Annotated in this window: 25 protein-coding genes; 6 read left to right on the top strand and 19 right to left on the bottom strand. The window is 57.7% G+C overall.

Features of this window, described 5'->3' with window-relative positions; all coding sequences use genetic code 11:
* Positions 1–15: 15 nt before the first annotated feature.
* The 6 genes from PJU76_RS06645 to PJU76_RS06625 form a co-directional block, all read right to left on the bottom strand.
* Positions 16–231, bottom strand: a complete 216-nt coding sequence (locus PJU76_RS06645) for a DUF4926 domain-containing protein (RefSeq protein ID WP_271780980.1) — start codon at positions 229–231, stop codon at positions 16–18.
* Positions 228–362 carry a DUF6883 domain-containing protein gene (locus tag PJU76_RS13725; RefSeq protein WP_408629753.1) on the bottom strand — a complete coding sequence of 45 codons (135 nt, stop codon included), beginning with the start codon at positions 360–362 and terminating at the stop codon, positions 228–230. The genes PJU76_RS06645 and PJU76_RS13725 overlap by 4 nt, the downstream gene beginning before the upstream one ends.
* Positions 363–372: 10 nt before the next feature.
* Positions 373–759: a hypothetical protein gene (locus tag PJU76_RS06640; RefSeq protein ID WP_271780979.1), complete on the bottom strand. Its 387-nt coding sequence runs from the start codon at positions 757–759 to the stop codon at positions 373–375.
* 158 nt (positions 760–917) lie between these two features.
* Positions 918–1,280 carry a type II toxin-antitoxin system PemK/MazF family toxin gene (locus tag PJU76_RS06635; protein ID WP_271780978.1) on the bottom strand — a complete coding sequence of 121 codons (363 nt, stop codon included), beginning with the start codon at positions 1,278–1,280 and terminating at the stop codon, positions 918–920.
* 14 nt (positions 1,281–1,294) lie between these two features.
* On the bottom strand, positions 1,295–1,546 hold the full coding sequence (locus PJU76_RS06630) for an AbrB/MazE/SpoVT family DNA-binding domain-containing protein (protein ID WP_271780977.1): 252 nt from the start codon (positions 1,544–1,546) through the stop codon (positions 1,295–1,297).
* A 57-nt stretch (positions 1,547–1,603) separates the two neighbouring features.
* Positions 1,604–1,810 carry a hypothetical protein gene (locus PJU76_RS06625; RefSeq protein WP_271780976.1) on the bottom strand — a complete coding sequence of 69 codons (207 nt, stop codon included), beginning with the start codon at positions 1,808–1,810 and terminating at the stop codon, positions 1,604–1,606.
* Between the two features lie 21 nt (positions 1,811–1,831).
* Between PJU76_RS06625 and PJU76_RS06620 the strand changes: the two genes are divergently transcribed.
* The gene (locus tag PJU76_RS06620) at positions 1,832–2,083 is read left to right on the top strand and encodes a hypothetical protein (protein ID WP_271780975.1); all 252 of its coding nucleotides are present in this window, start codon (positions 1,832–1,834) and stop codon (positions 2,081–2,083) included.
* A 345-nt stretch (positions 2,084–2,428) separates the two neighbouring features.
* On the opposite strand, the gene PJU76_RS06615 is transcribed toward PJU76_RS06620, so the two are convergent.
* Together PJU76_RS06615 and PJU76_RS06610 are read right to left on the bottom strand one after the other, a co-directional pair.
* Positions 2,429–2,860, bottom strand: coding sequence for a TA system VapC family ribonuclease toxin (locus tag PJU76_RS06615; protein WP_271780974.1), 432 nt, complete (start codon positions 2,858–2,860; stop codon positions 2,429–2,431).
* On the bottom strand, positions 2,860–3,093 hold the full coding sequence (locus PJU76_RS06610) for a CopG family transcriptional regulator (RefSeq protein ID WP_271780973.1): 234 nt from the start codon (positions 3,091–3,093) through the stop codon (positions 2,860–2,862). Before PJU76_RS06610 ends, PJU76_RS06615 begins: the two co-directional genes overlap by 1 nt.
* Positions 3,094–3,334: 241 nt before the next feature.
* On the opposite strand from PJU76_RS06610, the gene PJU76_RS06605 reads away from it, so the two are divergent.
* Together PJU76_RS06605 and PJU76_RS06600 are read left to right on the top strand one after the other, a co-directional pair.
* A complete protein-coding gene (locus PJU76_RS06605) occupies positions 3,335–3,619 on the top strand; it encodes a hypothetical protein (RefSeq protein ID WP_271780972.1) in 285 nt (94 codons plus the stop codon).
* 94 nt (positions 3,620–3,713) lie between these two features.
* On the top strand, positions 3,714–4,238 hold the full coding sequence (locus PJU76_RS06600) for a methylated-DNA--[protein]-cysteine S-methyltransferase (RefSeq protein ID WP_271780971.1): 525 nt from the start codon (positions 3,714–3,716) through the stop codon (positions 4,236–4,238).
* Here PJU76_RS06600 and PJU76_RS06595 read toward each other — a convergent pair.
* The 5 genes from PJU76_RS06595 to PJU76_RS06575 all read right to left on the bottom strand — a co-directional run bounded on the left by PJU76_RS06595 (position 4,235) and on the right by PJU76_RS06575 (position 11,803).
* On the bottom strand, positions 4,235–5,704 hold the full coding sequence (locus PJU76_RS06595) for a DNA-3-methyladenine glycosylase 2 (RefSeq protein WP_271780970.1): 1,470 nt from the start codon (positions 5,702–5,704) through the stop codon (positions 4,235–4,237). The two genes, PJU76_RS06600 and PJU76_RS06595, sit on opposite strands and share 4 nt — an antisense overlap.
* A gap of 106 nt (positions 5,705–5,810) precedes the next feature.
* Positions 5,811–8,192: a sucrose synthase gene (locus tag PJU76_RS06590; RefSeq protein ID WP_271780969.1), complete on the bottom strand. Its 2,382-nt coding sequence runs from the start codon at positions 8,190–8,192 to the stop codon at positions 5,811–5,813.
* Positions 8,185–10,329, bottom strand: a complete 2,145-nt coding sequence (locus PJU76_RS06585; protein ID WP_271780968.1) for an HAD-IIB family hydrolase — start codon at positions 10,327–10,329, stop codon at positions 8,185–8,187. Before PJU76_RS06585 ends, PJU76_RS06590 begins: the two co-directional genes overlap by 8 nt.
* 2 nt (positions 10,330–10,331) lie before the next feature.
* Positions 10,332–11,234, bottom strand: a complete 903-nt coding sequence (locus PJU76_RS06580) for a PfkB family carbohydrate kinase (RefSeq protein WP_271780967.1) — start codon at positions 11,232–11,234, stop codon at positions 10,332–10,334.
* Positions 11,231–11,803, bottom strand: coding sequence for a mechanosensitive ion channel family protein (locus tag PJU76_RS06575; RefSeq protein WP_271780966.1), 573 nt, complete (start codon positions 11,801–11,803; stop codon positions 11,231–11,233). The genes PJU76_RS06580 and PJU76_RS06575 overlap by 4 nt, the downstream gene beginning before the upstream one ends.
* A 217-nt stretch (positions 11,804–12,020) precedes the next feature.
* On the opposite strand from PJU76_RS06575, the gene PJU76_RS06570 reads away from it, so the two are divergent.
* Complete coding sequence (locus PJU76_RS06570) at positions 12,021–13,406, top strand: MFS transporter (protein ID WP_271780965.1); 1,386 nt, start codon at positions 12,021–12,023, stop codon at positions 13,404–13,406.
* Between the two features lie 24 nt (positions 13,407–13,430).
* Here PJU76_RS06570 and PJU76_RS06565 read toward each other — a convergent pair whose 3' ends face one another.
* Positions 13,431–13,820 (bottom strand): group II truncated hemoglobin, encoded by a 390-nt coding sequence (locus PJU76_RS06565; protein ID WP_271780964.1) that lies wholly within the window; start codon positions 13,818–13,820, stop codon positions 13,431–13,433.
* Between the two features lie 195 nt (positions 13,821–14,015).
* Between PJU76_RS06565 and PJU76_RS06560 the strand changes: the two genes are divergently transcribed.
* Both PJU76_RS06560 and modD read left to right on the top strand, forming a co-directional pair.
* Positions 14,016–15,482, top strand: coding sequence for an NAD-dependent succinate-semialdehyde dehydrogenase (locus tag PJU76_RS06560; protein ID WP_271780963.1), 1,467 nt, complete (start codon positions 14,016–14,018; stop codon positions 15,480–15,482).
* Positions 15,483–15,540: 58 nt separating this feature from the next.
* Complete coding sequence (modD, locus tag PJU76_RS06555; RefSeq protein WP_271780962.1) at positions 15,541–16,395, top strand: ModD protein; 855 nt, start codon at positions 15,541–15,543, stop codon at positions 16,393–16,395.
* Positions 16,396–16,443: 48 nt separating this feature from the next.
* Here modD and PJU76_RS06550 read toward each other — a convergent pair whose 3' ends face one another.
* Genes PJU76_RS06550 through PJU76_RS06530 form a run of 5 tightly spaced genes read right to left on the bottom strand, consistent with a single transcriptional unit; the run spans position 16,444 to position 19,277 of the window.
* Positions 16,444–17,271, bottom strand: coding sequence for an SIR2 family NAD-dependent protein deacylase (locus tag PJU76_RS06550; RefSeq protein WP_271780961.1), 828 nt, complete (start codon positions 17,269–17,271; stop codon positions 16,444–16,446).
* A gap of 12 nt (positions 17,272–17,283) precedes the next feature.
* Complete coding sequence (locus tag PJU76_RS06545; RefSeq protein WP_271780960.1) at positions 17,284–17,508, bottom strand: hypothetical protein; 225 nt, start codon at positions 17,506–17,508, stop codon at positions 17,284–17,286.
* 10 nt (positions 17,509–17,518) lie between these two features.
* Complete coding sequence (locus tag PJU76_RS06540) at positions 17,519–17,824, bottom strand: 2Fe-2S iron-sulfur cluster-binding protein (protein WP_215892195.1); 306 nt, start codon at positions 17,822–17,824, stop codon at positions 17,519–17,521.
* Between the two features lie 41 nt (positions 17,825–17,865).
* A complete protein-coding gene (locus PJU76_RS06535) occupies positions 17,866–19,008 on the bottom strand; it encodes a DegT/DnrJ/EryC1/StrS family aminotransferase (RefSeq protein WP_271780959.1) in 1,143 nt (380 codons plus the stop codon).
* Positions 19,005–19,277 carry a hypothetical protein gene (locus tag PJU76_RS06530; RefSeq protein WP_271780958.1) on the bottom strand — a complete coding sequence of 91 codons (273 nt, stop codon included), beginning with the start codon at positions 19,275–19,277 and terminating at the stop codon, positions 19,005–19,007. Before PJU76_RS06530 ends, PJU76_RS06535 begins: the two co-directional genes overlap by 4 nt.
* Position 19,278: the final 1 nt, after the last annotated feature.

Genomic DNA, 19,278 nt, shown 5'->3' with positions numbered 1-19,278 from the left:
TCTGTGGCACTCTTTTTAGATCATGCCGTGCGAATACTTTATGTTTGGAGCGTAGTGCAGCAGCATGAGGCGATCCTCCGCCACTGCCGAGGTGATATAGTCGTCGCCCACAAGAAACTCAACTTCCACGTGACCAGGGTCCAACGCTTCCACGACGGTCCCGATCTGGCTACGCAGTAGGTGTTGTTCTGGTATGGGTTCCAACAGCGCTACAACGTCGAGTATTTTCATGATGTCCTCACATAGCAACTTGTCAGCCTGGGAACGTCTTCTCCAGTCCGGATGATCCAACCCGTGCGAACGACCGCGGACTTTCCCTGGTGTGGTGATCCGTGAGTTTTTGCTTCGTGACGGTCGGTCATAGATGAAGTTCTATCCGCCAACGGCACGGTTTTGGGGAGAAAGGAGCATGATGACCCGGTCCAGCTTGTCCGTCTGGCGCTCTATTTTGTCCTCGACGCGATCCATTCTCGCCGTGAAACTGGCTTCCATGTGGTCTATCCTTGCACCAAGTGCTGATTCTATGGCGCCTATTTTAGATTCGATCCGGTCCATGCGACCGTCCAGGCGGGTTTCCATGCGAGCCGAAGCCTCCGCCGACTCATGGCGTTGAGCCAATATCTGCGCGGCTTGTTCACTTAATCGCTCACTCATCTGGCTTTGCACGCCGCGGACCTCTGCGATCTGCGCCTTGATCGCGTCAAGTTCTGGCACCAGGAAAGCCTGTATGGCCTGTTTTACGTCTTCGGCAACGGTCATGATTTTCCCTCCGGTCACGGGCATAGTATAAGGGGAACCTGGGGCAGGCAAGAGGTGAGGTGGAGAGCTTTTATTTCTGATTATGGGCATAATTAGAACAGCAAAAATTGGCCGGGGGAGGCACGCTCAAGACGGATGCCATGCACCGTACGACATATCTACACGTCCACGCTGATTTTGATGATCTGATTGAGAATATGGCACACCTGCCTGAACAGAGGGTCGGAAAGGCTTCCCTGTGGGTGGCGTGCGGCCTTTCTGGTACGCCAGTCAAAGGATTTCGGCTGATGGCAAAGAACATAGCTGGTTTTGCCCGCCTTGCGCCCTGAAGCCGCACTCACCGCCACAGCAAACGGATTGCCGGCGTTATATTCAGCCGTGGTCATGGGCAGGCCGATCACCAGCGAGGTTCGGTCATTGAACGCTTTCGTAGACAACACCAGAAATGGGTAACGGTCCCGCATTTCCCTTCCGGCATAAGGGCTACAGTCGATCCACAGGATTTCCTGCCGGTCTGGCACCCAGTTCCCTGGCGTCACCATGGTTCAGCGCCGACCCGTTCAGCGGCCATGGCCTCGCCACCATGTAAGGCGGGATCGAAGAGAGCAAGACGATCCTCCAGCGTCAAATCGGCGGTTGTGCTGATCGGCTCAACAATAACGCACCCGTGCTCTACCGACAGCCTTACTTCCTGGTCTGCATGGAGTCTGGCTTCGTTGGCGATGGTGGCGGGCAACCTGACACCCAAATTGTTTCCCCACTTTTTGATGATGAGACAGATTGCCATAAATTGCTCCTTCAACTGTCTGATGTTTATACTAAAGTATAAACATGATGCGTGCGGTCAGCAAGACCGTCCCGCCCGCTCCCGAATCACAGCCAGAGAATCCCTCACCAGCAATTCTCCGTTGTGCCACACCACGCGCATCAGCTCGTCCCACTCGCCGCCAGCCTCGTCGATCCGACAGGTCCTGATCTCGCCGGTTTCCAGATAGGGGAGGATGGCCCAGAAATGGGGCGGGGTCCCTACCCGACGATTTGCATCCCCCATTTACACGCCTTTCTCAGCATAATGACCACGATCCTAAGCCGCTCTGCGCAAGGCGCGTGGAACCATCTGGCGGGATGCATCAATCCGTTCAATCCCCATCTACACACCTTTCTCAGCATGCCGCCGACAACTTTGGCGCCCTTGCAAGTGGCGATTGTCCAGCAGGAGGTGCTGCGTCAGGCGCAGATGCTGTCCTATATTGACGGGTTCTGGGCCTTGGGCGGGGTTTTCGTAATCACCACCGGGATTTTGCTCATCGCAAAGAAATTTTGAGAAGACGCCACAATTCTGCCTGCCCCGTGTGAGTGACGCGCAGTACGCGGCCTTTGTGCTGGCGAGGCGATAGTAACAGTGTCGACCCGTGCTGACCATGAGCAGAAATCCGCCAGCGACCAGCTTGTTCAGGTGGGCGCTAGTTGCCTGCGGCGAAAGAGCGGCGCAACGTGCCAGCTCACCAGCCGGTAAGGCGCCTCCATCCATCAACGCGAAAGGCCGGCGCCTCCTTCCCGACCTTAGTGACTACACCAACCGCAAGCAGCATATCCTGGCAACCATACACAAGTTCTGTGCCATCATCGTATTGCAAGCAAAAGCGTTTTCCGGTCATCTCAAAGCTCCTTATTTAATTTTGTTTATGCATTGCAAACTGTTGCGCACGGCATTGGTCACTAAGCGATGATCGAAGGTTGCCAGTTGGCCCTCATGGGCGCAGGCCAGCGCCAAGAGGTAGCTATTGGTAATCTGACCAGAAGTTAGCAGACGCGATGCGTCGATATGATCGACATCCAGCAGGCTGATGTCATCTGGCCAAAAAACATGGCCAGGTGACGCGCGCAATCCCTGAATCAGGGGTGCCACTGCCGCTGGCGTGCCTGGCGAATTTGGATAGCGCGGATGGCTCACAATGCGCAGTACACCATTCTCTGTTAAGGGACAGGTAGCCCATGCGGGTTGCCCATGGGCTGCAAACCATTCATGGGCCATATCATGCTGAACATGCATGGGGTCGATGAGCGCAATCAGCACGTTTACATCGAGCAAGAAGATCATTATGGCAATTCGTCGCGCAACTGATTCACTATTTCCAGAGTCGCCGGGAGTGCATCCGGGCGCACCGACAGCAAGGGAATCCCATTACGGGAATGACCACCAGAGGTGTTTTGTGATTGCAGAGCCTGCCGCAAAAGTGCTGAAACAACGGCACCTACAGGCTTATGCTGTCGATCCGCTAGCCCTTTCGCCGCCGCCAGTACGTCATCATCAATCGCCAGTGTGGTGCGCATAGGTCGTTCACCTTGTAAGTCATCAGACATCTAGCATCATACATCAAAATCATTGGTCTGGCCATCAAGGAGAGTGGTGACTGTTCAGCTTCTGCCACCCATCGCCACCTGATGGCACTACCTTGAAGCGCAGCGGTTGAAGAACTGATGCTGCCCTGATACTGTACAAAAATACATCTCCATTTGCAGGAGGCCTTCATGTGCTCCACGCCTAAAATCAACGTAGATGACGATTGCCCACATGACTGACCGCCACGACCACTCAAACATCACGCTGATCGCTGTCTGCTTCGGGCTGTTCATGATCCAACTCGACCTTACCGTGGTGAACGTTGCGCTCAAAAGCATTCAGGACAATCTGCATGCGGGCGTCACGGCCCTGCAGTGGGTGGTCGATGCCTATGCCATTTTGTTTTCCAGCCTGATGCTGACGACCGGCGTTGTGGCCGCCATTCTGGGCAGTGCCGCTGCGCTGTTACTGGGTGCCTTTATTTCCTGGCAATTTATTGAGTTTCATACGATATAGCGACTGAGGAGGTGACTTTACCGTCCAAAAGTGGCGAGCATTTGTCCGTATCCGGGTATAGCATCATTTCAGAGTCCATATTTGGGAGATTTTCATGCTGAACGAACCGCTTCGATGGCAGTTAGATCGTGTCACTACCCCGTTGGGTGTCATGCTGCTGGTCACCGACGCGCAAAACATCTTGCGTGCACTGGACTGGGCGGACAGCGAGGCCCGCATGCTGGATCGACTCCGCCTGCTCTACGGCTCCGATGGGGTAACGCTGACATCGGGGACCGCCCCGCAGCCGGTTCGCAACGGTCTGGAAGCCTACTGGGCGGGTGATCTCAACGCCGTCTCCGCCATCCCCGTAGAAACCGCGAGCACCAAGTTTCAGCAGGCGGCCTGGGCCTGGTTGCGCAGCATTCCCGCCGGAGAAACCCGCAGCTACCAGGAACAGGCGAGGGGCATGGACCGGGCATCGGCGGTGCGTGCCGTGGGGCGTGCCAACGGAGCGAATCCCATTGGTATTGTCATTCCCTGCCATCGCGTCATCGGCGCCAACGGCACCTTGACCGGGTACGCGGGCGGAATGGAGCGCAAACGCTGGCTGTTGCGGCATGAGGGTGGTGATTTTTAGGGCTGCGCCCACAAACGCATGGCCGCATAGGCCCGCCAGGGCCGCCATGCTTCGGCGAGCATCAGCATTTCTGCGGAGCTGGGGCGCCCACCCTCCGTTTCCAGCGCGCGCAGTAGTCCCAGGTCTGAATGGGGGAAGGCGTCCGGATCACGGTAACCGCGCATGGCGATGTAGTGCGCCGTCCACGGGCCGATACCCGGCAGTTCGCAGAGGTTTTTGATGATGCCGTCGAGGGGGTGCGCCGAAGCAGTCAGGCGGCCCTCTTGCATGGCCACAGCCAGAGCCTGCAGCGCTTTTTCTCTGGCACGGGTTAGGCCGATAGAGCGCAGATCGGCGGCCATGACGGCGGCGGGTGTCGGGAATATCCTGGAGATTCCCGTGCCGTTTGAAAGTCGCGCGATATCCTCTGTGAGTGATTCCCCAAGGGCGGCAACAAGCCGACCCGATAGCGTGGTCGCCGCGGCCACACTGATTTGCTGACCCAATATCGCGCGCACGGTGAGTTCGAACAAATCCCATGCGCCCGGGATACGCAATCCCGGCCTCGCCCTGACGCGTGAAGCCATAAGCGGATCTGTGGAAAGATGCTGGTCGATCCTAATGATCTCCGTATCCAGGTCAAACAGGCGGCGCAATCGCGCCACGATGACGCCTACGGGGGGAATTTTCGTTGCGTGTATGGTTGCCAGAAGCTGATCGGCCACCGGATCAGGATGGACTTCGACAAGGCCCTGTACCCCCTCTAGCTCAAAGGCGCGCCAATATTGACCGGACTGTACGGCCTCCACCCCAGGGATGGCACGGCCTGCCAGAAATTCCAGCAGTGCCGTCCAGTCATAAGGCGGGGTATAGGGCAGCTTCAAGGTGATACCCGCAGCCATGTCGCTCTTCGAAGCGGAGGTATGGCGCAGTGTGCCGGGTGCACACCCACAATGGCGCTGCATGACCGCATTGAAACGGCGGACGCTGCCAAATCCTGCGGCAAGTGCGACATCGGTCATGGAAAGTCCGGTTTCTGCAATCAGTTTTTTTGCCAGCAGAATACGCTGCATCTGCGCCAGAGCCGTCGGCGGGCTGCCGAGCACGCGCCCAAACAGTCGCCGCAAATGCCGTTCGCTGACACCTAATTGCGCAGCCACCTCCTCCAAACTAGTGCCATTCCAAGCGCCGTCATCATTCATCCGCTGCAAGGCCCGAGAAACCATCAGGGCGCTGCCCTCTGCGAAGGGTTCGGTTCCCGCCAACTCCGGGCGGCAACGCAAACAGGCTCGGAAGCCCAACTGCCGGGCTATCGCAGCGCTGGGTACAAAGAGACAGTTTTCCAGCTTGGGGGGTCGTGCGGGACATATCGGACGACAATAGATGCCCGTGGATAACACCGCCGTGTAGAACTTGCCGTCAAACCGCGCGTCTTTTGCCAGGACGGCGCGGTAGCACGCTTCGCGATTAAGGTCCGATGTATTCATAGTCCCTTTATAAGCTAGGCGGCAGCGGGCGTCTCGTCATTTTCGGACGTCGATATTGAGGAGCGACGCCGTGCAAAATCAAATCCACACCATTTTTTATGTGCCCTCACGACTCCCCCAACGGCACCGCATGGGCCAGAGGCCGCCACTGCAAATGCTGAAACATCTGCAAATAGCGGCGGGCGGCGTGATGATCGGTTTTGAGCATGAAGCGCCAGAAGCCGAAAATCCGGGCCAACGTCATCATCTGCGTGGCGTAATTGCCCCAGGTATAGCGCGCGTTGACCCGCGCTAATGCGCCCTCGGAAATTGTCTCCCAGACACGGATATCGGCAGCAGCCGCTTCCAGGAAATCCGCCAGCTTTTCAGCCGCCTCCTGCTGGTTATTGGGGTCGATATGAAAGCCGGAAACACCGTCTTCGATGATTTCCAGGGGGCCGCCAAAGCGGGTGGCAAAAACCGGTAGACCAGAACTCATGGCTTCGATCACCGTCAGTCCGAAGGCCTCAAAGAGTGCGGGCTGGACAAAGCATCCACGGGTATCGCCAATAAACCGGTAGAGTTCCCCCGCTACACTTTTGTCGAGTAAAGCGCCTATCCAGCGCATCTGCCCGTCGAGTTGATGCGCATCCATAATATCGTGCATCCTTTGGATTTGCGCCCTCTCCTCTTCGTCCTGAGAATTCTGCGGGTCGACGTGACCGCCGATGATAACCAGGTTGGCCAATTTGCGCAGCCGTTCCGAGGCACCAAAAATCTCAGCCAGCCCGCTGAGATTTTTGATGTGATCCATGCGCGCCATACTGAAAATGATGGGTTTATCCCGCTCCTTTAGTACGCCGCGACGATCCGCGGCGAGCTCCTCGCCAAAGAGCAACGCATCAATATCGTCGTGCAGAAAACGCAGACGTTCTTTGCGGGAGGAATAGGGAAAATAATAGTGGGCGTCGGCCCCCGGAGAGACGATATTAAATTTGATATCGAAGACGTCAATCCCGTTTTCCACCCGATATAGTCCGGGGAGGCTGTAATTTTGATATCCTTCGTACTGGCCCACCTCGCGGTCATTTCCGGCGATCTCCTGATAGGTGCTGGTAATGATAATGTCGGCGGAGTTCATGGCGATGAGGTCCGCGGTGAACTGGCAGGCGAAATGATGGCTGGCATCGTGATCACGCCAGTAGAGATCGCTGTAGAGATATTTACTCTTCTCCAGCGCGTGGGCAATGTTGCATTGGGTGACATTGAGCCGCGCACTGAGGATGGTGGCCACCAGATTACCATCGGAATAATTGCCGATAATCAGATCGGGACGACGACCAAATTCCGCCAGGGCCTCCCGTTCAAGGTCATCGGCATAGCGTTCCAGCCAGGGCCAGACATTGAAGCGGGATATCCACTGCGGCAATATTTCGCCATTGGGGTGGCGGAAAGGCACACGGAGAATCTGCACGTTGTCGGCGCCCTGGACGGACTCCAGACGCTGGTCGCAGGAGGTGCCATCGGCATTGGGAATCAGGCGGGTGGCGATCAGAATACGAGGTACGATATCCACCCCCTGACGGGCCAGGCGCCCGCGCATTTCCTGTTCCAGCGCCCGCGCCTGATCGAGAATGTAAACGACCTGCCCGCCGGTGTCCGGACGTCCGAGCACCTTGTCCTGCGCGAACCAGCCATGAATAGACACGATCAGTATTTTGGAGATCATGGGGATGCGGTCGATGAATGCTTGCAGACTTTCTGCCGAGGGGGCGTCCAAGAGATCCATCAGCAGGCGCATGGTTTCGCGCACCCGGCCGGCGGTGTCTCCCCAGCCAGGGGCGAAGCCGCGATGGGTCATCTCCACGGCAAACTCCGTCCACGGTTTGGTCTTGGGGAGCGTCGCCAGATACTGCACGGTCTGGCGTAGTGCCTCGAAATCCGGCGGCTGATCATGCACCATCAGCGATTGTCCGTTGAGCTTATGCACGGCCAAAAAGTCGAGAATGCTCTGGCGCCCCGTCTTGATGTTCCCAAACAGTCGCCCAGCCAGGCGGCGGTTCATATATATAAGCCCTTGTCCGATGGTGTCCTCATCTTGCAGGTGATAGGGGACAGCACGGAAATCCTCAAAATTCACGGTGAGTATCGGCTCCTGATCATTTGCGGGAAGCACCTGTTTTTCTTTGAAAGCCAAATAATCACCCGGCGTGAGTGTCTCCAGATCGAGCTGTTCCCGATGCAGGCGCAAATAAGTCCAGCGCCCAGGGCCGGGACGCCAGGCCAGATAGATCCAGGGCTCTGCGAGCACCGCCTCTTGCAGTCTGGAGAAAAACTCCTGCAACACCACGAGGTCTGCATCATTGCCGTAGTCTGCGGCAAAGTCGTCGATGGCCGCTTGCAAGTCGGTATAGAGCAGAAATGGGCGTTGCAGATTGAACAGATATCGCAACAGCTCGGCAACACAATGGGGATTGTGGCTGATACAGCGGCGCAGATTGTCAGGCATGGGCTTCTCCTGGGAAACGGTAGTGCTGGATGCCTTCAAGAATACCCCAGGCATGATGGGCACTGGCGAAATAGATGTGATGTTTATCTCTTAGTCCGTGTAGTTCCGGGCTGTGGTTGCCGACAATAACCCCACAAATTTCGCCGCCCATCATGTCGGCGTCGTTGCCGGAGTCTCCCGCGGTAAGCACCGCATGCAAGGGCAATCCCCAGCGAAAGGCCAGGAAACGGATGGCGTGGCCCTTGGAAGCACGAATGGGCAACACATCCAGAAAGCAATTATGGGAAAGCACCACATGGGCGGCGATCTGTTGCTCATGCAAGCGCTGCTGCAGGTCTTTCGTCGTCGGTGGGCGCTTGGGGTCTACATAATAGCTTACCTTGAAGGCGCTCTGGGTGAATTTTTCCTGCAGGCGCAGGCCGGGCACCCCGGCCAGTGCCTGCAATACCCCTTCACGCCACCAGCGATAGTGCAGATGAGCGGCCCAGTCCTGATCCTCGCACAGCTTGCTGCCATAGACGATACGCGTACCCACATCGGTGATGCAGATGTCCGGACAGGGGACCTGGTGTGCCGCGAGTATCTCCATGGTTTGTTTTAGGTTGCGGCCGGTGGCCACGCCAAAGGCTACCCGGGGATGCTCCCTCAGCCATTCCATCAGTATGGCGAGCCCCGTCGGGTCGCCAATCAGCGTATTGTCGATGTCGGATATGAGCAGATGATCCGCCGTCGGTAAGGCACGGCGTATCCCCTGGCGGGCGGCGCACTCGCGGCGCAGCTGTTTGCGCTGACGTCGGAGGATACGTTCCACTTCCGCCAGATAACGACGCGCATGGGCATCCCAGCTATAGACCCGGTGCACCCCCAGCAAGCCTGCCCGGCTGGCGCGCTGCCAACGTTGGCGATCAAACAGCATTTGCCGGAGGGCGTCTTGCATTTCTCCGATATTCAGCGGATCCACCAGAATGCCGTTGCGACAGTAACGGATGATATCCTGCGGGCCACCATGCCGGGTGGCGATGACCGGCAAACCCGAGGCCGCAGCTTCCAGCAGGGTCAGGCCAAAGGGTTCAGTGAGTGCCGGATTGATGAAAACACCCTTATAAATGGCCGCATAACGGTAATATTCGGGAATATCTTCCGGTTCGTGGTGCTTGGGAAGGGCGACTCGCCCGTAAAGATCGTAATCGTCAAGGGCATGCAGTACGCTCTGAATCACCCTTTTCGCCCCGTGCGGGAGCTGCCCAAGGTGGTCACGTTGGCCCATGACCAGAACCAGGTTGGCCTTTTCCCGTAAAACGGGGTCCGTGGCGTAGGCCTCAATCAAACGTTGAAAATTTTTACGCTCATCGGGACGGGCAATGGCCAGAATGGGGGGTTTGCGCGGTGCCTCCAAAAAACGGCGTAAGTCGGGCAGCAGCGGTGAAGAACGCTGCCGCCCTGGTCGGGAAAACCGTCGCAAATCCACACCCGGCGGCAGGATCTTGAAATGCGCCCGCACGGCGTTCTCGTACAGGCCATACTGTTCCTCCACTTCCTGACGAGTGCTGGCCAGGACCACGGACGCTTCACTGAGTACGGATTCTTCGGCGGCGATGCGTCGCGGGAAACGAAACTGCCGGTCGATACTTTCCACCTTACGACCGGTAGTGATCAGCCTTTCCCGCTTATCCCGCCCCAGGGAATGACCGGTGTGAATGAGCGGAATGCCCAGCAGGCGGGAGAGGCGCACCCCTACGTAACCCGCATCGGCATAGTGGCTGTGGATGATATCGGGAATACAGTCTTCACTACGGATAAAATGCAGCGCACTGTCCACAAAAGTATCCAGGTAATCCCAGAGCCGCTCTTTTTGCAGGTATTTATGCTCCGGCCCGGCAGGCAGACGAATAATTCGCGCGCCGGATGCCAATAGTTCGCGCGGTTCTCCATAAATGGGATTCATGCCGGGATCGCTAAAGCGGCGCGTGAGAAGGTCGATCCGGGTGACACGAGGGTCCCGTGCCAGCGCCTGTATTTCGTCGAGGACATAGCCAACCTGGCCGCCGGTATCTGCATCGACCCCGAGTTCCGGGGTTCCGCAAATGCGGCCGTGGATACTCAGCATCAGAATGTAAAGACCCTGGTGGTCTGACAAATTTAATCCTCCTTAGTCCACCGCGCCATTATGGTCCGATAAAACTCGGGTTGATCCGGTATGGCGCCGGATGACGCACAAATGGCCGCTGCCAATTCCCCTGCCCTCTGCAATCGCCGTGGAATGGCATCGCCGTGAAACAGGCTCCAGAGCCAGCCTGCGGCAAAGGCATCCCCAGCCCCGACGGTGTCCTGGACAGCAGTGGAGACTGCTTCCGCCTCGTAAAAATTGGCCCCATCCCCATAAGCGGCACCTGCAGCGCCGCGGGTCAGCAAGACGGCCTGCACATCAAAATGCCGGGCCACCATCTGCATCGCTTCCCGCAGGGTCGAAGCTGGAGAGAGTTCGTAAGTACGAATGATCTGTTCCAGTTCCTCCATATTGCATTTCAGTATAGACGAACCCTGTATGGTTTCGGTCAGCAATTCCTGATTCCACCAGGGATCGCGCAGATTGATATCTACAAAGCGCCACTGGGCACGGGCGCGTAACTGACGCCAGGTCGCCCGCGACGGCCCGTTCTCCCGCAAGGCGAGACTACCGTGATAGAGCCAGGAAATGGCGGGGATCACGCCGGAGGACAGACGAATGGCATCGTAAGCCTGATGCGGCAGAATTTCGAAGCGATGCCCCTGCCGGACGTCTGCCGTCACCCGTACCCGACCGGTGGGAAGCAACGCGTCCTCCGTCATTTCGTCCGTGGACATCCCCCAGTCCCGCATGTGCTGCAAGATGCGTTGGCCCGAGGCATCCCGTCCCACCCTGCTGACAAAAACGGACGCCACACCCAGCGCATGGAGGTGTTGCGCGACATTGAAGGGCGCGCCACCCAGTCGTCGCACATCTCCGAAATCGTCGATCAGACACTCGCCGAAAATAACGCCGATGGGCACGTCTGCATTCATGGTACAGCCTTCTCATCCGCGCTGGCTTTTTTTTTGACATCGGGCAAACGACGAATAATGCGTTGGAAAAAGAGATTATTGGGTATCACCACAATCTGGCCGTCATCCTGGCGCAACTCGGTAAACATGAGATTTTCTTCAATGACCTCACCGGTCAGTGATTCCGGGAATATCTCGATACGTTGCCCCAACTGTAAGGGCTGCCAGAACCAGATAAAAAAGCGTGCCGTAATGTTGCTGACCATGGCCCATACGGCCAGCATACCGACGCCAATCACCGCCAGTAAGCTGACAAAAGTGGTCCAGACGGCAGTGACGTCGACACCCCAGACCCGCAGTACGACAACCCAGACAATGAGCCAGAGAAACCAGGTGGTGATTCTCTGGAGCATCACGCCATAGCCACGGGACATGGCCCGTCGCCTGCCAAGAAAGTCCATAAGATGAACAATTACATTGCCATACCAGCGTAATATCAGAAGGCTGCCCGCCACGATCAGCAGGGTATATATCAGCCGGTGCAATAACCATTCGGGGTTCGTCGTCAGCCCGTGGAAAATCATGCTCATACATCACTCCCCTCTGCTTTGTTTTTTACCATAACGTAGCGAACGCAGGCGGGCAAATCCGCGCCCGCCGGGCGTCATGCCCACGGTAATCCATGTTTGCGAAATCCAACGCTATATTATTTGTCAGGGAACCAACGGAGCAAAGGCCTATCAGATAAGTTATACACCTCGCACGATACCGTAAATGGCGGTCCGACAAACGACATCAGGAGAGGTCATGGCAGACACCAGGAATCCCGGCACCATCATGGGCGAGAAGGTTATTGCCGCCCGCATTCAACTGGCACGCGAACACCTGGATCGCTTGCGCGCCATCCTGAAGGAGCCCGACCGCTGGGTGTCTGTCTGGTTTTTGGCCTATGCCCTGCTGGGGGCGGTTTCCTCCGGGCTGCTGCCTATTCTCTTGCCCCTGATGATTGTCACCCTCACCCATCATCTCAGTTGGGTTGCCTACGTCATGGGCGGATTCAACCTCGGACTGCTGACCTCCCCCTTGTGGGGGGGGGTGGCCGACAGCAAACACCTGCATCGCCCCATTTTTTTTGGTGGCTTTCTGGTATTGCTGATGGCGCTGGCCGCCATGCCTTTTCTGCCGGGCATCCTCACCTGGAGTGGGCTCTCGTTGCTCGCCGGCGCGGGAACCTCCGCCGTGGCGACCATGGCCAGCCTGTTCATCGTCGAGTTCGACCCCCAAAATGAATGGGAACCTCGGCTGGGCTGGCTGCAAACTTTTAACGGCGGCGGGCAGGTCGGTGGACTTTTATTGGCCGGCATTTTCGTCGGCAATTTCAAAGCCGGTCTGATCTGCGCGGCCTTGGCATTGATTCCCGCTATCTGGTTAGGGGCCAAGGGCTTGCCTACCTCTGCCAAACATTACGGTTGGGCGGCGGAAGTGGGCGATCGCATGCGGCGCGATCTGGACTGGCGCTTCCTCGCCAATTTCGGGCGCCCGGAATTGCTGGGAGGTGGACTGCTACGCTTTTCGCATCATCTTTCCCTGCGTGGTGTGCGCCGGTTGGGCGACGTCCTGCATACCCGCTTTGGTCGTTTTCTCCTTTCCTGGTTTGCCGTAGCCTTTGGGGTCGCCGCGTTTTTCGCCTACTTTCCTGTGGCCATGCAGAAAGCCTACAGCGTAGCCCCGGCACTGACCTCCAGCGTCTACGCCATGACCGCCGCCATCGCCTTGGTATTGTATTCAATGGGTGGGCAGTTGTCCGGACGTTTTGGTGCCGGAAGGGTATATCGCTGGTCTTTGATGCTCCGTTTTTTGGGATTTGGTCTGCTACTGCTGGTATTTTTTCTGCCCATACCCCGGACGCTGATTGCCTTGGCAGGCTTCATCCTGATTATTATCGCCTGGCCGCTGCAGAGCATTTCCGGAACCACTCTGACAGCACGGCTCACGCCTTTCAGTCAGGGCGAGGCGATGGGACTTTTTAACGCCAGTGGCGCAGTGGCCACGGTGATGGGGACCTTTCTGGCCGGTCCGCTGGTACAGCTCATCGGTTATCCATCCCTGTCCGCCCTGGCTCTGGTCGGCATCCTGCTCGGCTGGTTTATGGGGCATGGATTACAAGCCTCAGATGCCGCGCCGGCCCGATGATTTATTGGCGCAGAAAGCGCAATCCTAGCAATTCCGCATGAAATCAGCCGTGCGCTGAAAGGCATCTTGCAGGTGGGCATAGAGTTCGGGTTCCATCTCTACGTCATGCATGGCCCGAAGCATGCAGGCCATCCACTGATCCCGCGCCTGATCATCCACCGGGAAAGAGCCATGCCGAGCCCGTAAGCGGGGATGCCCGAAACGCTGCACATACAGGTCAGGCCCGCCCAACCAGCCGGACAAAAACAAAAAAAGTTTCTCCCTCGACGCGGAAAGATCTTTCGGGTGAATATTCCGCAACGGAGTTTGCCACTGCGCCTCGCTATCCATCAGATCATAAAATCGCTTGACCAGCTTGCGAACGGCCTCTTCACCACCAAGGCGGGCGTAGGGCGTACTTTCAGGTTCAGGCATCAATAGGTCTTGCTCCACAGTGGGTGTATAGAGGCCAGTGTGTTGACGATACTTAAAAGTGCGCGGACATGACTTTTTGCGCTTTATTCATACCTGCGCTACAGTCAATCCGATACAATCTGAGTCGCAAGCGTACCCTCTTTGGACGTTATTCGGCAACATCCCGGCTACCGTCCATTGCCCACAGGAAAATTCATGCCCCTTGCACCGACAGCCGCATTCATCGATGGATGCTGGACAGACCTCGGCATACACTTTGTGGTGCGCAGCCCGGTCAATCAACAGATGCTCGCCGAAGTGTCCGATTGCGGAACTCGGGAGGGCGAGGCGGCGGTGCAGGCGGCAGTGCTCGCTTTTGCGGGCTGGCGCCAAACTGTCGTCTACCGGCGCGCGGCCATTCTCAGCCGGTGGGCGGACCTCATCCAGATTCATGCAGAAGACCTCGCCCGTCTCATCACCTGGGAGATGGGTAAACCCATACGCCAAAGCCGTGCCGAAATCAAAACCGCGATCGCCTTGGCGCGCTGGTATGCTGAGGAATGCAAGCGCATCACCGGCGAAAGTATCCCCTCCCAGTTTCCAGACAAGCGCCTGCAGATCTGGAAAGTACCGATTGGTCCGGTATTCGCCATCACACCGTGGAATAGCCCGGTCTCCATGGTTGTTCGCAAGATAGCGCCGGCGCTGGCGGCCGGCTGTACAGTCATCCTCAAACCCGATGAGCAAACGCCGCTCTCCGCATTGAAGCTTGCCGAACTCTGGGCCGAGGCGGAAGGACCCGCAGGCACTCTTCAGGTTCTCCCCAGCTCTGATCCCGCCCCCCTGGCGGAACGACTGATGGCTGACCCGCGCATAGCCAAGTTGAGCTTTACCGGTTCCACGGGGGTCGGGCAAAAGCTTTATGCGCAGGGATCGCCGACCATCAAACGGCTTTCTCTGGAACTGGGCGGGCACGCTCCGGTGCTTATTTTTGCCGATGCGGACATCGCCGCGGCGGTGGCCATGACCATCCATGCCAAATTCCGCTATGCCGGTCAGTCCTGTGTCGCCGCCAACCGCTTGTATGTGGATGATGCGATCCTGCCGGAGTTTACCGCACGCTACCTCGACGCGGTAAGTCATCTCAAGATCGGGGATCCCTTTGCAGAGGACACCGACATCGGGCCGCTGGTTTCCGCAGCCGCTGTCCAGAAGTTCAAAGCGCAATTGCAGGATGCCCTGGACCGCGGAGCGAGACTTCTGTGCGGAGGTGATGCACAAGGCCTGTGGTGCTCCCCGACCCTTCTCGCCGATCTCGATCCGCAGAGTCGTATATTCCACGAAGAAAGCTTCAGCCCCTTGCTGTCCATACAAGGGTTTCGCAGCGAAGCGGAAGCTATCGCCCGCGCCAATGACACCTCCTATGGCCTGGCCGCTTATCTCTGGACCCGCGATCTCGGACGCGCATACCGCGTCGCGGAGGCGCTGCAATGCGGTATCGTTGGCGTCAATGACGGGTCTCCCGCCACCCCGCAAGCGCCTTTCGGTGGCAACAGGCTTTCCGGGCTGGGCGTCGAAGGTGGCAAATGGGGATTGGAGGAGTATTTGCAATTGCGCTATGTCTCTTTCCAGTTGCCGCCCGCGCCAGCGACCGGGGATATACTCGCCTGCCAAATCGGGTAACGAAAGTTGATGGCATGAAAACCAGTCTGCGTAATCATTCGCTGTTAGGGGCTATATCATGTACTTCTCTCCGCAGGAAATTGCCGCACTCATCCAGGAAGACCAGCCTTTCCTGGATCTCACCACTCACATGCTGGGTATTGGCGGCAAGGCGGCGGTCATGTGTTTTCGCTGTCGTCAGGACATCACGGTCGCCGGGACCGAACTGGCCGCACAGATACTGGACGCCTGCGGCCTTACCATGACCGAAAGTCAGCCGTCGGGTGCGTTGGCCGCAACGGGAAGCATCCTGCTGGCTGCGGAAGGTCCCGCAAGTGCCGCCCATTCTGCCTGGAAAGTGGCGCAAAATCTGTTGGAGTATGCTTGCGGCATCGCGACTTATGCCGGGCAACTGGTGCAACAGACACAGAGCGTCAACCCCCAGGTGGCTGTTGTCGCCACCCGCAAGAATATTCCGGGGATACGCCGTTTTGCGGCCATGGCCGCCCTCGCCGGGGGCGTCATGCCGCATCGGCTGGGTCTTTCGGAAAGTGTTCTGGTGTTTGACCAGCACCTGGCCTTTTTAGGTGGTTTATCGCCTTTCTTGCAGCAGTTGGCGCAATACCGGAGACGGGTTCCCTCCAGCAAGATCGTGGTGGAAGTGCAAAAGACGGATCACGCCCTGACGGATGCATTGGCACTGGCTCAGGCCGGGGTCGCCGGCATCCAGTTTGACAAATTACCCCCCGGACTCTTGGCGGGAATTGCCGCGCAACTGCGCGTTGTAGCACCTGAAGTTATGTTGTTTGCAGCGGGCGGAATCACCCTTGCGAATATTCAGTCCTATGCAGCAAGTGGTATGGACGCCCTCGTGACCAGCGCCGTTTATCACGCCACACCGGCAGATATCGGTGTGGAAATCCGCCCCGCATAAGACCCGTGATTCCCGCGCCTCAGGGGATTTTGATCAGCATGGCGCGCGCTATCCCGCCTTAGCCACGGCGGCCTCGTTCAGCAACACGCTGGAGGGCATCTGGAGCACCTGAATCCCCTGCTCGCGAACAAAACGCGTTTCGTTCCGGGTCAGCGGTGCCTCTATCAACGCCCAATGACGATCCGCTGAACGCTTCATGATCTGGCGGGCGAAATTACGCTGCAACTGGTCATTGAAACGACATCCGACAAAAAGAAAATGGCGCCCGGTGCGGATTTGTTGGACGATTTCCGGAATAGGCGTCTGAATATCGATTTCCGTCAGCACTTCGACAAAGTCCGTATCGGAAACGAGGTAATTGTTGGCCGGACTTTGTGAGCCCCAAGGTTCATAGAGTATCGTCTCCCATTGGGCAGCCACTGCGGCTTCAACTGGTTGGCCAGCGGCATCCATATATCCCGTCCAGTGGCCGAAATGCTCGGTCTGACTGAGTCCCTGGATACGTCCCCAGCGTGTACCCTGTTCGGCCAATGCCTTGGCCATGCCATTGTCGTACCAGAGGTGAACGATCAACGGGAGTTTTCGGGCAGCCAGGTCGCGCTGCAAAGGATGGAGCGGCGGATCCCCGGCAAAGGCCTTGTCCATCATGCCCACGAGGGTCTTGCGATGCTTGAAGTTCTCGATATACTGCGCGGCCCCGGTGAGGTTGCGACGAACCTTGTGGGGTACCGTCACCTGACTGCTGAGCACCTCCGCCAATGCCGGCAACTCGCTGGGCAGCGTGGCCCCGGCCTCCGGCAACAGGCCAGGACCGAGATAAGGAATGATGCGCCCTTCCGCAAGGCCGCTGAAGATTTCCGAAAGATCCTTGTCCATAGTTATACTTCCTTAGGTAACGGGGGAAAGAACCGCGGCTTTAATCTGTTCGATGACCGCTGGTTCGAGGCGAAAAATGCCCCTCCCCCCGGAAAGCGATTCATAACCGTTGGCAGAGTGTCGGCTCAGCGCATTGAACCAGTCCTGAGGACTGCTTCCGCTGGGACACTCGCCGATTTCCCGCACACTGCCATCGTTGGCAAAACGTACATGAATGATAACGAACGACTGTTCCATCACATTCTCCTTATAAACCCGAGGAAAATCCCAAAAGCTCGATGACAACATCCTCTTCGCCGATCATGGCCTGACAGGCCAGACGGGATTTGCTGCCGACGCCAACGATGGCATCCAGACGCTCATTTTCCAGACGCTGGATTTTAGACACGCTCTTTCGCCCTTCCTGGACGAAAATATGGCAGCTATCGCATTCGCCCTTGCTTTCGCACTTCAGAACCATGGGCTCACCGGCGGCGATCACCGCGGCGGCGAGACTGGCTCCCACCGGCATCTCGACGGTTTTACCACTGGGTTTGATGGTGATAATGGGCATTCAATCTTCTCCTCTATTAAAATGAACATGAAAACAACACACTAATAAATAGCGGCACCAGCACCCACATTGATGGATGCATCCTTCAAGGTTTCGATGATAAAGGCGATTTCCTCTTCTCCCAGGCGTGGGTGAAAAGGCAGGATCAGGGTGCGATCGGACACCCGCACGGCGGTTGGACAACGACCGCCACCGCGCTCGCGATAATAGGATTGCGTATGCATGGGTAGGCAGTAAGAGGCAGCCTCGATGCCCTGGGCGCGGAGATCGGTGACGATGGCATCCCGACTGCTGCGGCTGAATCGGGTGCCGAGATGTACTTCGTACACAAACCAGTGCACCGCGGTGGCGTCCGGCCCATGGTAGGGATCCTTGATGCCTTCAAAAGACTTCATGTACTCAAAGTACAGTGCTTCCACCTGCTGCCGGCGTTGCAAAATACCGTCCAGACGGGCGAGTTGGACCAGTCCGATGGCGGCCTGAATATCGCTCATTTCTGCCTGTAGGGGCGGACGGGTGGGCGCCACCACCGAGCCCCGCTCACTGATGCCCCGCGCGCGGTATTGGCGCAGGCGGCTGATAGTTTCGGTATCGTCCGTGACGATCATGGCGCCCTCGCCACAGACCAGGGCGGAGGGTTGGGCAAAGGCAAAAATAGCGCTGTCCCCGAAGCTGCCGACCAGTTTGTCCTGATAACGGGAGCCGATAGCCTCCGTCGAATCTTCCAGCAGCAGCAGGCCGTTTTCGTCGGCCGTCGTGCGCAGTTCCCGCCAGAAGGCGGGATGCCCCTTGGTATTGCCGGCGAGAATCGCCCGGGTTTTCTCCGTGATCAGGGTCTCAGTCCCTTTGGGGGAGATCGTGCCGGAGTAATAGTCGATATCGGCAAACACCGGCTGAGCCCCGTACCAGGCCAAGGCGTGGCCGATCTGCCACCAGCTATAGGGTGAGAGGATGACTTCATCGCCGGCCCTGAGATCGTAGGCGCGCAGACAGAGCATCAGGGCGAGCGTCGGGCTGGCAACGGCGACGGCATAGCGTCGCCCGTGATAGGCAGCGAAGGCCGCTTCGAAGGCCTCCACCTGTTCCCCGGCGCTGATGCGGGTGGAACGCAATACGGCCTCTACGGCCTCCAGTTCGCCGGGGCTAATGTCCGGGTCAGAGAGAGGGATCTCGAGCGCGGTCATGTCGTACCCTGGTGCATGGCGAGCAGCAGGCCCGTTGCCGCCAAGGAATCTGTCGTGACCTTCCAGCAGTGGTCGCGGGTATCCAGCAGATGCAGGTCAAAATATTCACCGGCACGGAAGGGTTCGTCGCTGACGTCACAGGCTGGGCATTGGGTAATGGGCAGCCCGGGGAACTGCGTGCGCAGAATGGGCAGAACCCCTTCGCCAGACCGGCAGAGCGTCTGACCCAGATCAAATAGCACCGCGATATCCTCATCAGTCAATTTCATG

Origin of the sequence: Acidithiobacillus ferriphilus, from assembly GCF_028215975.1 — a bacterium.
Taxonomy (GTDB): domain Bacteria; phylum Pseudomonadota; class Gammaproteobacteria; order Acidithiobacillales; family Acidithiobacillaceae; genus Acidithiobacillus; species Acidithiobacillus ferriphilus.
Note: the sequence above shows the minus strand (reverse complement) of the source record. Positions and strands in the feature narration are given on the sequence as shown.

Bases quoted from the DNA above. Each gene is read 5' to 3' on its own strand.
- PJU76_RS06645 (WP_271780980.1), bottom strand. From the start codon at position 231: ATGAAAATACTCGACGTTGTAGCGCTGTTGGAACCCATACCAGAACAA.
- PJU76_RS13725 (WP_408629753.1), bottom strand. From the start codon at position 362: ATGACCGACCGTCACGAAGCAAAAACTCACGGATCACCACACCAGGGA.
- PJU76_RS06640 (WP_271780979.1), bottom strand. From the start codon at position 759: ATGACCGTTGCCGAAGACGTAAAACAGGCCATACAGGCTTTCCTGGTG.
- PJU76_RS06630 (WP_271780977.1), bottom strand. From the start codon at position 1,546: ATGGCAATCTGTCTCATCATCAAAAAGTGGGGAAACAATTTGGGTGTC.
- PJU76_RS06625 (WP_271780976.1), bottom strand. From the start codon at position 1,810: ATGGGGGATGCAAATCGTCGGGTAGGGACCCCGCCCCATTTCTGGGCC.
- PJU76_RS06620 (WP_271780975.1), top strand. From the start codon at position 1,832: ATGACCACGATCCTAAGCCGCTCTGCGCAAGGCGCGTGGAACCATCTG.
- PJU76_RS06615 (WP_271780974.1), bottom strand. From the start codon at position 2,860: ATGATCTTCTTGCTCGATGTAAACGTGCTGATTGCGCTCATCGACCCC.
- PJU76_RS06610 (WP_271780973.1), bottom strand. From the start codon at position 3,093: ATGCGCACCACACTGGCGATTGATGATGACGTACTGGCGGCGGCGAAA.
- PJU76_RS06605 (WP_271780972.1), top strand. From the start codon at position 3,335: ATGACTGACCGCCACGACCACTCAAACATCACGCTGATCGCTGTCTGC.
- PJU76_RS06600 (WP_271780971.1), top strand. From the start codon at position 3,714: ATGCTGAACGAACCGCTTCGATGGCAGTTAGATCGTGTCACTACCCCG.
- PJU76_RS06595 (WP_271780970.1), bottom strand. From the start codon at position 5,704: ATGAATACATCGGACCTTAATCGCGAAGCGTGCTACCGCGCCGTCCTG.
- PJU76_RS06590 (WP_271780969.1), bottom strand. From the start codon at position 8,192: ATGCCTGACAATCTGCGCCGCTGTATCAGCCACAATCCCCATTGTGTT.
- PJU76_RS06580 (WP_271780967.1), bottom strand. From the start codon at position 11,234: ATGAATGCAGACGTGCCCATCGGCGTTATTTTCGGCGAGTGTCTGATC.
- PJU76_RS06575 (WP_271780966.1), bottom strand. From the start codon at position 11,803: ATGAGCATGATTTTCCACGGGCTGACGACGAACCCCGAATGGTTATTG.
- PJU76_RS06570 (WP_271780965.1), top strand. From the start codon at position 12,021: ATGGCAGACACCAGGAATCCCGGCACCATCATGGGCGAGAAGGTTATT.
- PJU76_RS06565 (WP_271780964.1), bottom strand. From the start codon at position 13,820: ATGCCTGAACCTGAAAGTACGCCCTACGCCCGCCTTGGTGGTGAAGAG.
- PJU76_RS06560 (WP_271780963.1), top strand. From the start codon at position 14,016: ATGCCCCTTGCACCGACAGCCGCATTCATCGATGGATGCTGGACAGAC.
- modD (WP_271780962.1), top strand. From the start codon at position 15,541: ATGTACTTCTCTCCGCAGGAAATTGCCGCACTCATCCAGGAAGACCAG.
- PJU76_RS06550 (WP_271780961.1), bottom strand. From the start codon at position 17,271: ATGGACAAGGATCTTTCGGAAATCTTCAGCGGCCTTGCGGAAGGGCGC.
- PJU76_RS06545 (WP_271780960.1), bottom strand. From the start codon at position 17,508: ATGGAACAGTCGTTCGTTATCATTCATGTACGTTTTGCCAACGATGGC.
- PJU76_RS06540 (WP_215892195.1), bottom strand. From the start codon at position 17,824: ATGCCCATTATCACCATCAAACCCAGTGGTAAAACCGTCGAGATGCCG.
- PJU76_RS06535 (WP_271780959.1), bottom strand. From the start codon at position 19,008: ATGACCGCGCTCGAGATCCCTCTCTCTGACCCGGACATTAGCCCCGGC.
- PJU76_RS06530 (WP_271780958.1), bottom strand. From the start codon at position 19,277: ATGAAATTGACTGATGAGGATATCGCGGTGCTATTTGATCTGGGTCAG.